General features: G+C 37.7%; 3 protein-coding genes. 2 read left to right on the top strand and 1 reads right to left on the bottom strand.

What is annotated here, in order from left to right:
• Positions 1–1551 (top strand): OmpA family protein (locus tag Q4487_RS16930; protein WP_303571921.1); only part of this gene is annotated, 1551 nt, incomplete at its 5' end.
• 76 nt (positions 1552–1627) lie between these two features.
• Here Q4487_RS16930 and Q4487_RS16935 read toward each other — a convergent pair.
• Entirely contained in the window at positions 1628–1774 is a 147-nt protein-coding gene (locus Q4487_RS16935) for a hypothetical protein (protein WP_303545743.1), read from the bottom strand.
• A gap of 658 nt (positions 1775–2432) precedes the next feature.
• Between Q4487_RS16935 and Q4487_RS16940 the strand changes: the two genes are divergently transcribed.
• Positions 2433–16612, top strand: a 14180-nt coding sequence (locus Q4487_RS16940; RefSeq protein ID WP_303571922.1) for an Ig-like domain-containing protein, incomplete at its 3' end; no start/stop codon positions are given.

Consider the following 16612-nt stretch of genomic DNA (forward strand, 5'->3'; position numbering starts at 1 on the left):
AACACCAATTATTTACAAGTAATTGAAAAAAACTCTGGGCGTTACAATCTAAAAAACCTAGAGATAAACTCTAGTGTATCTGAGTTTTCTCCGGCTTATTATAATAACAAACTAGTATTCTCTTCAGCTAGAGATACTGGTACTGTGCGTAATTCTATTCACCAGTGGAACAACCAACCCTTTTTAAACCTGTATGCTGCACAAATTAATGAAGAAGGAACTCCTTTTAATGCAGGTAAATTAGACCGTAAACTAAATAAAAAAACACATGAATCTTCTGCTATTTTTACTAAAGATGGCAATACCATGTATTTTACCAGAAATAATTCTGATAACGGGAGATTTGCACGTGATAAAGATGGGGTTAGTAGACTTAAATTATATAGAGCTACTAAGGTAAATGATGAGTGGAAAAAAATTACAGAATTGCCTTTTAATGGTGATGATTTTTCTGTAGCACACCCTGCCCTATCGCCTGATGAAACTAAACTATACTTTGCCTCTGATATGCCTGGTACGCGTGGAATGTCTGACCTTTATGTGGTAGATATTATTGCCGATGGCACTTTTTCTGCACCTCGTAATCTTGGCAATAAAATTAACACAGAATCTAGAGAAACATTTCCTTTTGTTTCTAAAAACAACATCTTGTATTTTGCCTCTGATGGGCACCCTGGTTTGGGCGGTTTAGATATTTTTGCAACACAAATTACCAACAATTTTAATGATTCTTATATTCTAAACATAGGTAAACCAGTAAACAGTAAACAAGATGATTTCTCTTTAATTTTTGATGAAGACACTCAAAAAGGATTCTTTGCCTCTAACCGTGATGGTGGTAAAGGGTATGATGATATTTATAGCTTTATACAAACCAAAGAGTTAAATCTTAATTGTTACAATACCATTACGGGTACTGTGGTAAACCTTAAAACAGGCGCTAGTATTGCAGATGCTGCGGTACAAGTAAAAGACAAAGAAAATAACTTAGTCTTTGAAACTAGAGCTGATAAAAAAGGAAACTTTACATTAAATGATATTTGTTGGGATGATACCTATACCCTACTGGGACAAAAAATTGAGTTTGAAAATGGTACGACCTCTTTTACTATGGAACGCAATAAAGAATTAAAACCTGTTATTGTAAAATTAAATCCTATTAAAAGAGCTGCGCCTATTGGGACCGACTTAACAAAGTACTTAAAACTAGATCCTATTTATTTTGACCTTGATAAATCATTTATTAGAATTGACGGACAAATTACTATGCAACAAGTGTTTGCATACCTTAAAGAATACCCAGAGGTGGTTATTGAGGTTCGTTCACATACAGATGCCAGAGCTACTACTGAGTATAACTTAGCCCTATCTAACAGAAGAGCTAAAGAAACTGTAAAATACTTACTAGATAATGGTATTGCTCCTGAGCGTGTTTCTGGTAAAGGGTTTGGTGAGTCAGAGCTTACAAACAATTGTGACTCTAACAGCAAATGCTCTGAAGAAGAACACCAAAAAAACAGAAGATCTGAGTTTATTGTAGTACAAAACTAAACAATAAAACGTCCTATAGAAACAAAAAAGAGGAAGCTAAAACTTCCTCTTTTTTGTTACATAAATAATAAACTATTTACTTATTTTCTATTCCTTTAAAAATAAAGTCTGTTAACTGCTTCTCTATCTCTATTGGGTTTACTTTTACTTCTTCATTGGTAATCATACTAAACAACCAACGCATTGATGAAATTACCATAAACGTTGAAAACTCACTATCCATAAGTAAGTAGAAAATTCTACTGTATTATCTAGCTTAAGTGTCTTTTCAAAAAATTAGTTTGATACTATTTTTATTGAGGTTTACTTTTTATAAAAAACAAGATTCAAGCATATGAACAAGTGTTAATATTCTGATACAAGATGCAACACTTTAATACTCATATCACACTTAAAAAGGATTACAATAATTACTTTATTATCAAACGTTAACTACTAAGTGTATTAAGATAAAAGTAAGCTTAACATACAAAAAAAAGACTTTCGTATGCAAAACCATAGAAACACACAACAAAAACCTATAACACGTAGTTTTTTTATTTAAGTTAACATATTGAATAATAATAAACTATCTAAATAAAAAAACAAAATTTATTATTAAAATATTATTATAAGCAGTATTTTTACTACAACCATTAAAAACCCCATTATGAAAAACCCCATTATGAAAAACCCCATATTTAATTTACTTATTTTTTAGGAATAACTCTACTTATTATTCTTTTATTTAGACTAAAATCAATTATTGTCTTCATAAAATTAACGTTCAAATTCGAACCACATAAAAACCTTTAATAATCTTGTTAAGCAATTTCAAAAAAGATATTTGGAATTACTTCAAGGATATATTAAAAACAAATTAATTTCACATATACCTCCAAATGTCTAAAAGAATTTTATTTACCCTTAAACTTTTTTGTTTTCTTTTAATAGCTAATAGTTATGGGCAATTGAGTGACTTGCATTATATGCCGCCACTAACATCGACAAGAACAGCTTATATTTCGGCTCAGTCGGTATACCTCTCTACTCCGGAAGTAATACCCTTTAACATTAATATTTACATAGGTACATCAGCAACTCCAGCAGCAACAGTATCAGTTTCAAATACAAATCCTTACACTTATTCTTTACCTATAAATCAGAACGGCATAACATTATTAACTGAAGATGAAGTGGGTACTGTTAATAGTACAGCAGGTTTACGTTTAGAGGCACCAGGAGGACAAAAATTTTATGCAAATTATAGAGGAAGTAGTAATTCTCAGGGAGTTTCTTTAACCTCAAAAGGACGGGCGGCCTTAGGAACCCATTTTAAATGGGGTGGTATTCCTTTTCTTCATGACCGCAGCATTTTTAATGCAGCCTTAGGTATAATGGCTACCGAAGATAATACAACAGTTACCATTTCAGACTATGATCCTGATTGCGTTTTTAGATTAGGAAATAATGCTACAGGCTTAACAGATGATACAATTACAGTTACTTTAAACAAAGGAGAATCTTATGTCTTAGAAGCTCTAGGAAATAATGGCGATGCCAATAGATATGGATGGTTAGGTGCAGATATTATATCAGATAAAGATATTGCTATTAGTACAGGTCATATATTACTTGGTGTTACTCCAGGATCTAATATACAAGATGGCGGAACAGACCAACCAGTGCCTATAGATATTATTGGTAGGGAATACGTTTTTGTTAGAGGTGGTGGTTCAGATTCCTTAGAATTTCCAATTATAATTGGAACAGCTAGTGGTACTGACATTTTTGTAAATGGATCAACAACTCCTATTGCAACTATAAATGACGGAGAATACTTTGTTATTCCTGGATCAAATTATTCAGGTAGTACAGCAGGTAATAATATGACGGTAACAGCATCTAAAAATGTGTATGCGTACCAATGTTTGGCAGGTAGTACTTCTGGAGCAACTATTGGAATGAATTTTATAGCTCCTGTTAATTGCTTGCTTCCAGATAATGTGAATAATATAAGTACCATTGAAGATTTAGCCGGAAAAACCATATCTGGTGGGTTAACCATTCTAGCTTCAAATAGTACTCCTGATGCTAATATTGTTGTAACTGCTGATGGTGTTCCTGTAACACTACCTGCTGCTATACCAGCAACAGGCTTACCTTGGAAAAGTTTTTATATACCTGGTTTAACCGGTAATATTTATGTGCAATCTTCAGGAGCAATTGCTGTTGGAGTTGTTGGTTTTAGTGGTGCACTAGGAACTGGCGGATACTTTTCTGGTTTTGACACCGTACCCGTAGTAGATTACTCCATTTCAGGTTCTGGATGTTTAGGAAGTACTATTACACTTACAGAAAATTTTGACACCTACCAATGGTATAATGATGGTGTGGCCATACCTGGAGCTACCACAGGAAGTTATACTCCTACTGAAATTGGAGAACATTATGTGAGTGTCTCTAAAAGTGGATGCGATTACAACTCTAACGTAATTCAAGTATTTTACTGTAATCCAGATATATTTATTAATAAAACAGCTGATAAATCTACTATATCAGAAGGAGAAACAGTAACATTTACAATTACTGTAGAGAGTTTAGGTTTAGATGACACTAATAATTTAGTTATCACCGATGCACTACCTGCAGGCCTAAGTTTAGTAAGTGCAACCCCAACAAAAGGCAGTTGGTCAGATCCAGAATGGAGTGTGGGTAATATGGTTAAGGGTGAAAAACAATCTTTAGTTATTGTTGCCGTAGCAGATGATATAAATGCGCCAATTTCTTCAATAAGTGTTACCAATACTATTTCTAATACACAAGATGAAACAGATTCAAATTCTTCTGTAGATGATACTTCAGAAGTAATTACTATAGAAAACCTAGATGATGATAATGATGGTGTACCTGATACCTCTGATGTTTGTGAAGGTTTTGATGATACTTTAGATACAGACTTAGATGGAATACCAAACGGTTGTGATGATGATGATGATAATGATGGTATTTTAGATGTTGATGAATTTAATAAAGACTGTGGTTTAGTTCCTACTAACAATATTCACTTTACAGATGCATCGTACAATACAATTGCTTTAAACAGCAATGATGGTGATTTAATAGCTTACATTAAAGATTTTGATAATGATATAACTGCAGTTGCTACAACAACTATAGGAACAGGAACATTCCCTGCAGGAAACCCTAACTATACAGATGGTAGTGTTCAAGTAGATATGCAGACTCGTAACTCAAATTCTAATATTACAGGTACAACTACTGAAATTATATTTTCAGAACTGATACTATCTACAGAATTTAATGTTAGGAGTTTGGCAAGGAATGCCTCTGGCAGCTATAATGAAAGTCAGAATATTAAATTTTATAATGGCTCCGTTCAAGTAGAATTTACAGCAGATATATATTCTACAACAGGCACCGTTGGTTCAGGAGCATCTTATGATCCTGTTACTGGAGATGCTGTTGCGGCCATTATTGGAGGAGGTGCCCAAGAAGCTAATTTTAGATTTAATATAGATAAAGGAATCAATAGAATTGTTATCGCACAATCAGAAAATGCTAATGCAGATAATATTGGTTGGAGAGTAAACACATTATGCTCACTGTACATAGATACAGATAATGATGGTATTTATGATCATTTAGATTCCGACAGTGATAATGATGGTTGTCCAGATGCTTTAGAAGGCGATGCAAATTATGATTATGGAGACTTAGATGGTAGTTTTAGACTAACAGCAACAGTAAATGCTGCAGGTATTCCTGGAGGAGTTTCTCAAGGTATAGGAACTTCTGTTAATAATTTACTACAAGCTGATGAATGTTCTGAATGCTCCCCAAATCATCCGTTATATAATGATGCGGATGGTGACGGTGTAGGTGACGCTTGTGATGAAGATAATGATAATGATGGTATAGTAAATGATTTAGAATGTACGCCAGCAAAAGGCTCAATTTTATCAGGAGATGATACGTTATTATTAACAGGAGAATATAATAATGGTAATGGAGTAAGTCAACAGTTTACGATCACATCTACCGAATATAATATTTTAGATAAAACCGGTTCTGCCGATAATGGTTTACAAGTAAGATGGAACCAAGGTACGGATCCAACTGTAGAAATGACGCTTACGTTACAAGAGCCTGTAAATGCAGTGCAAAATGCAATTAGAGTTTCTTCTTATGAGCCTAATAGTGCCGTAGGTAATATTCAAAATGCAGATAAGACGGTTATTATTACTTGGCCAGGTGGTGGTACGGCAGTATTGTCAGATCCGCTTGGCGAAACAGATTTAGGTAATGGTGCTGTGATAACATCAGGTACTCCTTTTCAAGTGGCTCCAGATGCTGCAGGTTTATCCAGACTTGTACCAGATTCGCAATGGTCTTTATTGATAGATACCAGTACAGGCATAACTTTTCCTATGGATATTGGTTATTTTGCAGATGGTACTATAAATTCAAGTGCTAATCACGTAAATGAAGGTTTTGCCTTTAGATCGGTTTTAGATTGTGATAATGATAATGATGGTGTAGCAAATACGCTTGATTTAGATAGTGATAATGATGGAATTTACGATGTTGTAGAATCAGGCGGTACAGATGCAGATGGTAATGGTATTGCAGATGGAGCAATAAGTGCTGAAGGTATTCCTAATACAGCTGGTACAGGTACAGTTGCTACAGAAACAACAGCTGGTACTCCAGATTTTCTTAATGTAGATAGTGATGGTGATACCTGTTCAGATGCTAACGAAGCATATGAAAGTAGTACTGCCGATAATGGCGATGGTTCTGAATATGATGATGCCGATACTGCAACTGTTGGTGATGGTTCAGGAAAAATATTAGCAAACGGATTAGTAGCTGCAGCTGCATATAATACAGGTGATGTAAACGCTGTGACTGCGGTAGATACAGATTTAGATGGTGACGGTTTAGTGGGTATTTGTGATTTAGATGATGATGGTGATGGTGATCCAGATGCAACAGATACAGATCCGTTAGATCCTTGTGTATATAGTACAAATCAAGTTCCTACTAACGCAGAAGCAAGCTGGAATGATTTAGACTGTGATGGTGATGGAGAAACCAATGGATTTGAAGTAACCAATGGTACAGATCCATCTGATCCTTGTGAGGTTACCGTACCAACGGTTCGTGCTCCAGCTGATGAAAATTATGCAGTTTGGGCAGCGGAGGATTGTGATGCTGATAATGTAGATAATGGTACAGAGGTTACCAATGGTACAGACCCTTTTAATAATGATACAGATGGTGATGGTGTTCAAGATGACGTTGACAGTGATGCACTAGATCCTTGTGCCCCAGTACAAGCAGCAGGCTATACTGGTTATGATGCCAGCAATGCTATTTGGGCAGCGGCAGATTGTGATGGTGACGGAGTTACCAATGGTACAGAAGCTACTAATGGTACAGATCCATATAGCACGGATACCGATGGTGATGGTGTGCCTGATAATACAGATGCAGATGCGTTAGATCCTTGTGATCCTGTACAAGCAGCAGGTTATACTGGTTATGATGCCAGTAATGCTATTTGGGCAGCAGCAGATTGTGATGGTGACGGAGTTACCAATGGTACAGAAGCTACCAACGGTACTGACCCTTACAATGTAGATACTGATGGTGATGGTGTTCCTGATAATACGGATACAGATGCGTTAGATCCTTGTGATCCGGTACAAGCTGCAGGTTACACTGGTTATGATGCCGGCAATGCTATTTGGGCAGCGGCAGATTGTGATAATGATGGTGTTATTAACGGTACGGAAAATACAAATGGTACTGATCCTTATAGTTCAGATACAGATGGTGATGGTGTTCCTGATAATACAGATGCGGATCCGTTAGATCCTTGTGATCCGGTACAAACAGCAGGTTATACTGGTTATGATGCTAGTAATGCTATTTGGGCAGCGGCAGATTGTGATGGCGATGGAGTTACCAATGGTACCGAAGCTACTAACGGTACGGATCCTTACAATACAGATACCGATGGCGATGGTGTTCCAGATAATACAGATTCAGATGCACTAGATCCTTGTGACCCAGTACAAGCAGCAGGTTACACTGGTTATGATGCTAGCAATGCTATTTGGGCAGCTGCCGATTGTGATGGTGACGGAGTAATAAATAGTACTGAAGTAACCAACGGTACAGATCCTTATAGTACAGATACCGATGGTGATGGTGTTCCGGATAATACGGATACTGACCCGTTAGATCCTTGTGATCCTGCACAAGTAGCAGGCTATACAGGTTATGATGCCAGCAATGCCATTTGGGCGGCGGCAGATTGTGATGGTGATAATGTTACCAATGGTACGGAAGATACTTTCGGTACAGACCCATATAATACAGATACTGATGGTGACGGAATTCAAGATGATGTGGACAATGATCCGTTAAATCCTTGTGATCCCGTACAAGCCCCTGGTTACACAGGCTATGATGCCAGTAATGCTATTTGGGCAGCTGCCGATTGTGATAACGATGGAGTTATTAATGGTACAGAAGTAACTAATGGTACAGATCCATATAGCACAGATACTGATGGTGACGGAGTTCCGGATGATATTGACACTGATCCGTTAAATCCTTGTGACCCAGTACAAGCTGTAGGTTATACTGGTTATGATGCCACAAACCCAATTTGGGCGGCGGCAGATTGTGATGGTGATTCAATTATAAATGGAACTGAAGTTACCAATGGTACAGATCCTTATAATCCTGATTCAGATGGTGATGGTATTAGTGATGGTCAAGAAGATACAGATGGTACAGACCCATTAAATGATTGTGAATCTATAGGTGGTACTCCTCTACCAACTAGTGATTGTGATGGTGACGGTGTACAAAATTCTTTAGATGCATGTGAAGGTTTTGATGATGCTATAAATGCAGATGGCGATGCATTGCCAGATGCGTGTGATGAAGATGATGACAATGATGGTATTCCAGATTCAGTAGAGGGTACTGGTGATTTTGATGGTGATGGTGTTCCAAATAATTTAGACTTAGATAGTGATAATGATGGTATTCCGGATCTTGTTGAAACAGGCAATGGAAGTTTAGATACCAATGGTAATGGATTTATAGATAGTTCTGAAAGTGGTGTGGGTACCAACGGTATTCCAGATGTTTTAGAAGATGGCGGTGTAGATGGTGCAGGCGTAACAGCAGTTCCTGTAAATTCTGATGGTACATCTGGTCCTGATTATTTAGATATTGATTCTGATAATGATGGTATTAGAGATTTAGTAGAAGCACAGACAGATGCTGCTCTAGTACAACTATCAGGTAATGATTCTGATAATGATGGTATAGATGATGCTTTTGATGTGGATAATGGCGGAAGCTTAACAGTTTCACCAGAAGATACAGATTTAGATGGTCGTCCTGATTATTTAGATTTGGATAGTGATGCTGACGGTATCATTGATAATATTGAATGGCAGTCAACTTCAGGTCATCTTTTTCCATCTTCGGATTCTGATGGAAATGGTTTAGCCGATAATTACGAGGTTGCACCTGCAGGATCTGGAGAATCTATTAATGAACCAACAAATTCAGATGGAACGGATAAACCTGATTACAGAGATACAGATTCTGATAATGATGGTTTAGATGATACTACAGAGGTTTATGATTATAATGATGATTTAGCAGCAGATGTTACGCCTTCAGGCACAGATGCTGATAATGATGGTTTAGATGATGCTTTTGATTTAAGTATATCGGCACCAAATGGTATCGCTGATTCAAACGGAGCTACAAATAATAATCAAGATGTTACAACTTTCTTAAATACTCAAGATCCTTTTACAAGTGAGGTAGATTTTAGAGATGCAAATGTGCATTTAGATCCAATTGATACAGATGGTGATGGGGTTGATAACAAAGATGATATTGATAACGATAATGATGGTATTTTAGATTATGTAGAATCATTAGGTTTTCAACCTACAGATACAAAAGGTGATGCTTGTGGCATACCTGCTGGTTCATTTATTGGTGGCACCTATATACCTGCTACAGGTTCAGGTGAAGGTACCGTAAATGCAGAATATAGATTTTCAACGGTGGTTACTTCATCGTTAGGTGTTTTAGATGCTATTGTTAGAATTACGGATATTGATAATGCAACTTTGGTCTCTATTGATGATAATGCTTCTGGTAGTGAAAACGCTTGGCAACCAAACTTTACAATTGGTGGTACTACTGGTGCTACAGGAGGTATGTCTTTTAATGTACGTTTAGTTGCAACAGGAACAAATTTTCAAGTTAATCTTATAAGGTTTGGTGGTGTTATTTATGATATTGATGGTGCCAACACAAGAGAAAGTGTTACCTTAACAAGACCTGGACTGTATGCTATAGATAGCAACTCATTACTTACAGTTTCAGAAAATTTAGCTACAGGTACAGCTACTTTTCAAGGTCCTCCACAAACGTGGGCAGGAGTAGATTTTGGTGCTAAACTTGCTGCATATTTCAACTTTTATGAGACTACAAACTTAGATATAACATTTAGTGGTGAATTACTAACGTCTTCTCCTAATAATTATTTAGGTTCTGTATTGTTTCAAACTTGTGATATTAACGGGTTATTCACTCCAACAAATACTACGTCTTCTAATAATACTGATGGTTCTGCAGCTACTGCTTCTGGACCTGGAACAGCTCCTGTATATACTATTTACCAAGGTATAGATAGTGACAATGACGGTATAGAAGATCATTTAGATATTGACTCTGATAATGATGGTATTCCAGATAATGTAGAGGCGCAACTTACTTCATCATACATTCCTAGAGGAACAGCTGATAGCGACACAGATGGTTTAGGAAATCCATATGAAGGTACGGGTAACGAAGGTTTAACAGCTATAGATACTGACCTTGACGGTATTCCAGATTATTTAGATTTAGATTCAGATGAAGATGGTTTAACCGATAGGATTGAGGCAGGTTTCACTTTGGCATCAAATAACTTAGATAATGATGGTGATGGTCTTTTAGATGATTATGATGATGTAGATACTTCAGGTGCTCTTTTTGATACGAATGATGATCAAGATAATGGAGCCTCAGATTTACCAAATATTTCGAAAACAACAACCCCGGAAGTTGATTACCGTGAAGTTGGTATTGATGATAATGATTTGGATGGTATAGCGGATTCTATTGATTTAGATGATGATAACGATGGTATTTTAGATACGGTTGAAACTTCTGGAACTGATCCTAGTGCTGATGATGATTCTGATGGAATATTGAATTATAATGATACTGATTTAGGTGTTGATGCCAACGGTGATGGTATTGTGGATATTTTTGATACCGATGGTGATGGTGTTCCTAACCACTTTGATTTAGATACGGATAATGATGGTATTTATGATGTTGTAGAATCAGGAAGTGATCAAGCCTTTACAGCTGGTGTTGTAGATGGTGCGGTAGGTACGGATGGTGTTCCAGATACGGTACAGGCAAGTGGTCAGCAGAATAGTGGTGCCGTAAGTTATACGGTATCAGATTCTGAAACTACTCCTGATGGAATCTTTGATTTCCTTGAGTTGGATGCAGATGGCGATTTATGTAACGATGTTATTGAAGCTGGATTTACTGATTCTAATGCAGACGGAATATTGGGCGATGGTGCTACAGTTGTCGATGCAAATGGTATCGTAACAGGTACTACTGTTGTAGACGGTTATACAACTCCAAATAATGAAGATAGTGCAAGTAATTCTCAATATGACTTTCAGCAACCTGGCGTTGTACCAACAATAGCAACAGCAGCAGAACAACCTCAAGATGTATTAACAAACGGAAGCGCTCCAGAAACATTTACGGTAACCGCTACAGGTACAGATTTAATGTATCAATGGCAAGTAGATGACCAATCCGGTGGTGGTTTTGTTGATATTGACGATGCAAATGCAACTGATATTTATTCAGGTAGTATTACAGAAACATTGACTTTAACAGGTATAACAACAACACAACAGGGTTATGAATATAGAGTGATAATTACAGAGACTAGCTTTGTATGTTCGCCGTTAACTTCTAATAGTGCTTTGCTTACGGTAGATGTAACTCCGCCTGCGGTACCTACTGTTGATAGTCAAATTACGAATGACACTACACCTGTTATTACGGGTACTGCAGAAGCAAATTCTACGGTAACTGTAGTAGTTGCGGGTGCAACATATACAACGACAGCAGATGCTTCTGGCAACTGGACAATTGATACGGAAACAGCTATCGCAGATAGTGGTTCATTTACACCAAATGTAAATGGAACAAATGAAGTAGCCGTTACAAGTACAGATGCTGCTGGTAATAGTACTGATGATGTTACAACTTTAGAGTTGACAATTGATACTACAGACCCTGTGATTCCTACTGTAGAAAGTCAAATTACAAATGACATAACACCTGTTATTACAGGTACTGCAGAAGCAAATTCTACTTTAGAAATAGAAGTTGGCGGTGCAATTTATACTATTGTTACCGATGCCTCTGGTAATTGGACTTTAGATACTGAAGTTGAAACTCCAGAAAGCGGAACTTTTGCTCCAAATGTAAACGGTACAAATGAAGTTGTGGTAACCAGTACAGATGCAGCAGGTAATAGTGCTGTTGATATTACTACTTTAGAGTTGACCATAGATACAACGGCTCCAACGGCTCCAACAGTTGAGATTACTGAAGATACCAATAATGATGGTCTAATTAGTGATGATGAACTAACCGGACCAATTAATGCCGTAGTTACGCTACCTGCCGATGCCGTTGCTGGTGATACGGTTACCATTACGGATGGTAATGGTTATTCACAAGATGTGGTACTTACTGCAACTGATATTACTAATGGCGATATCACTGTTATAGTTGCCAACCCTGGTGAGAATGGTAACATCGTGGTAACAGCTAATATTACAGATGTAGCTGGCAATACTAGTGTAGATAGTGCTACAGATACAGCTGTACTAGATACCACGGCTCCTTTAGCGCCAACAGTAGTTATTTCTGAAGACACAAATAATGACGGATTAATAAACGAAGATGAGCTTGTTGGTGATCTTGATGCTCGTGTAACACTACCTGTTGATGCAGTTGCAGGAGATACTGTGACCGTTACTGATGGTAATGGTAACTCACAAGATGTAATACTTACGGCAACAAATATATCAGATGGATATGTTGATGTAGTTATTGCAAATCCTGGAGATATGGGTACCATTGTGGTAACCGCAAATCTTACGGATGCTGCCGGTAATGTTGGTCCTGATAGTGCTACGGATACTGCGGTATTAGATCTTACAGATCCATTGGCTCCTACAATAGAAATTACGGAAGATGTCAATAATGATGAATTAATAAATGGAGATGAATTAGTAGGTGACTTAGATGCTGTGGTAACACTACCTGCAGGAGCGGTTGCTGGTGATACGGTTACGGTAACCGATGGTAATGGTAATTCACAAAATATAATACTTACTGCAACAGATATTGCAACGGGTACTATAAATGTGGTCATCATCAATCCAGGTGAAAACGGTTCTATTGTATTAACAGCTAACTTAACTGACATTGCAGGCAATGTTGGTCCTGATAGTGCTACAGATACAGCAGTATTGGATACCACGGCTCCTTTAGCGCCAACAATAGTTATCTCTGAAGATGTTGATAACGACGGATTAATAAACGAAGATGAACTTTTTGGTGATCTTGATGCTCGTGTAACATTACCTGTTGATGCTGTTGCCGGTGACACGGTTACGGTAACTGATGGTAATGGTAATTCACAAGATATAATACTTACGGCGACAAATATATCAGATGGATATGTAGATGTTGTAATTGCCAATCCTGGAGATATGGGTACCATTGTGGTAACCGCAAATCTTACGGACGTTGCCGGTAATGTTGGTCCAAATAGTGCTACAGATACAGCAGTGCTGGATCTTACAGACCCTGGTGCTCCTACAGTAATTATTGTAGATGATAGTAATAATGATGAGTTAATTAATGAAGATGAATTAAATGTTGATATTCAAGCTTCTGTATCACTTCCAAGCAATATAGCAGCAGGAGATACTGTGACCGTAACGGATGGTAATGGAGGCTCTCAAGATGTTATACTTACGGCAGCAGATGCTACCAACGGATTTATTATTGTTGTAATTCCTAATCCGGGAGATGGTGGTACTATTAACGTAACTGCCAACGTAACAGATGTAGCTGGTAATGTAGGACCTAATAGTAATACTGATACAGCATTACTTGATCTTACCGATCCTAGCGCGCCAACAGTAGAAATTACGGAAGACACCAATAATGATGGTTTAATCAGTGAAAATGAATTGGTAGGCGATATTGATGCTCGTGTAACTTTAGTAGGTCAAACTTTTGAAGGAGATATTGTAACTGTAACTGACGGTAATGGTAATTCACAAGACGTGGTCTTGACTGCCACAGATGTTGCTAATGGATTTATAGATGTTGTAATCGCCAATCCTGGTGATGGAAATACTATAGTTGTAACTGCGAATTTAACGGATGTCGCCGGGAATGTTGGTCCAGACAGTGCTACGGATACTGCGGTGCTTGATTTGACTGATCCAACTGCGCCAACGGTAGAAATAGTGGAAGACACTAATAATGATGGCTTGATCAGTGAAGATGAACTAATTGGTGATATCGATGCTCGTGTAACGCTACCTGCTGATGCTGTAACTGGTGATACGGTAACTATTACCGATGGTAATGGAAATTCACAAGATGTGATTTTGACCGCAACCGATATAACGAACGGATCTATTGATGTAATAATCGTAAATCCTGGAGATACAGGTACTGTTGTTTTAACAGCGAACATTACGGATGTTGCAGGAAACGTTGGTCCAGATAGTGCTACGGATACTGCAGTGTTAGATCTTACTGACCCATTGGCTCCGACCGTAGAAATTACGGAAGACACCAATAATGATGGTTTGATTAGTGAAGATGAACTAATTGGTGATATCGATGCTCGTGTAACACTACCTGCTCAAACATTTGCCGGTGATACGGTAACTATTACCGATGGTAATGGAAATTCACAAGATGTGATTTTGACCGCAACCGATATAACGAACGGATCTATTGATGTAATAATCGCAAATCCTGGAGATGCAGGTACTATTGTTATAACAGCGAACATCACGGATGTTGCCGGTAATGTTGGTCCTGATAGTGCTATGGATACTGCAATGTTGGATCTTACAGATCCAACTGCGCCAACGGTAGAAATAGTGGAAGACACCAATAATGATGGCTTGATCAGTGAAGATGAACTAATTGGTGATATCGATGCTCGTGTAACGCTACCTGCTGATGCTGTAGCTGGTAATACGGTAACCATAACCGATGGTAATGGAAATTCACAAGATGTGATTTTGACCGCAACCGATATAACTAACGGATCTATTGATGTAATAATCGCAAATCCTGGAGATGCAGGTACTATTGTTATAACAGCGAACATCACGGATGTTGCCGGAAATGTTGGTCCAGATAGTGCTACGGATACTGCTGTGTTGGATCTTACAGATCCATTGGCTCCGACCGTAGAAATTACGGAAGACACCAATAATGATGGTTTGATCAGTGAAGATGAATTGGTTGGTGATATCGATGCGCGTGTAACGCTACCTGCTCAAACATTTGCCGGTGATACGGTGACTATTACAGACGGTAATGGTAACTCACAAGATGTAATCTTGACTGCCGCTGATATTACGAATGGATATATAGATATTGTAATCGCAAATCCTGGAGATGCAGGTACTATTGTTATAACAGCGAACATCACGGATGTTGCCGGAAACGTTGGTTCTGATAGTGCTACGGATACTGCAGTGCTTGATCTTACAGATCCATTGGCTCCGACCGTAGAAATTACTGAAGATACCAATAACGATGGTTTAATCAGTGAAGATGAATTGGTTGGTGATATTGATGCACGTGTAACACTACCTGCTGATGCTGTAGCTAGTGATACGGTAACCATAACCGATGGTAATGGAAATTCACAAGATGTGATTTTGACCGCAACCAATATAACGAACGGATCTATTGATGTAATAATCGTAAATCCTGGAGATGCAGGTACTATTGTTTTAACAGCTAATATTACGGATGTTGCCGGAAACGTTGGTCCAGATAGTGCTACGGATACTGCAATGTTGGATCTTACAGATCCATTGGCTCCGACCGTAGAAATTACCGAAGATACCAATAATGATGGTTTGATTAGTGAAGATGAATTGGTTGGTGATATTGATGCTGTAGTGACGCTACCTGCTGATGCTGTAGCTGGTGATACGGTAACTATAACCGATGGTAATGGAAATTCACAAGAAGTGGTCTTGACAACAACTGATATTACCAATGGATATATAGATGTTGTAATTGCAAACCCAGGTGATACAGGTACAATTGTTTTAACAGCAAACATTACTGATGTCGCTGGTAATGTAGGTTCTGATAGTGTTACGGATACTGCAGTGATTGATCTTACAAATCCAACTGTAGACAGTTTTAGTACAATAGATATTACTCCTGTTTTAACAGGTCAAGGAGATCCTAATGAAGACCTTATTATTGAACTAGACACTAATGGTGATAATGTATTTGATGTTACATATGCTGTTACTACAGATGCTAGTGGAAATTGGAGTTTAGATACTGAAACGCAATCGCCAATTAATGGTTCTCTTCCTGTATTGACAGATGAGGATGTTATAGATATTGTTGCAACTGATTCTGCTGGAAACAGCGGTACTGGTGTAGTTACTATATCTGTAGATACTGATGGTGATGGAATAAATGATAATGATGAAGTTTCATTAGGTACTGATCCTAATAATCCTGATTCTGATAATGATGGTGTTAATGACGGTCAAGAAGTTACAGATGGTACAAATCCTTTAGATGATTGTGATTCTATTGGTGGTACTCCTCTACCTACTAGCGATTG

This window comes from Cellulophaga sp. 3_MG-2023, assembly GCF_030546975.1.
GTDB lineage: Bacteria > Bacteroidota > Bacteroidia > Flavobacteriales > Flavobacteriaceae > Cellulophaga.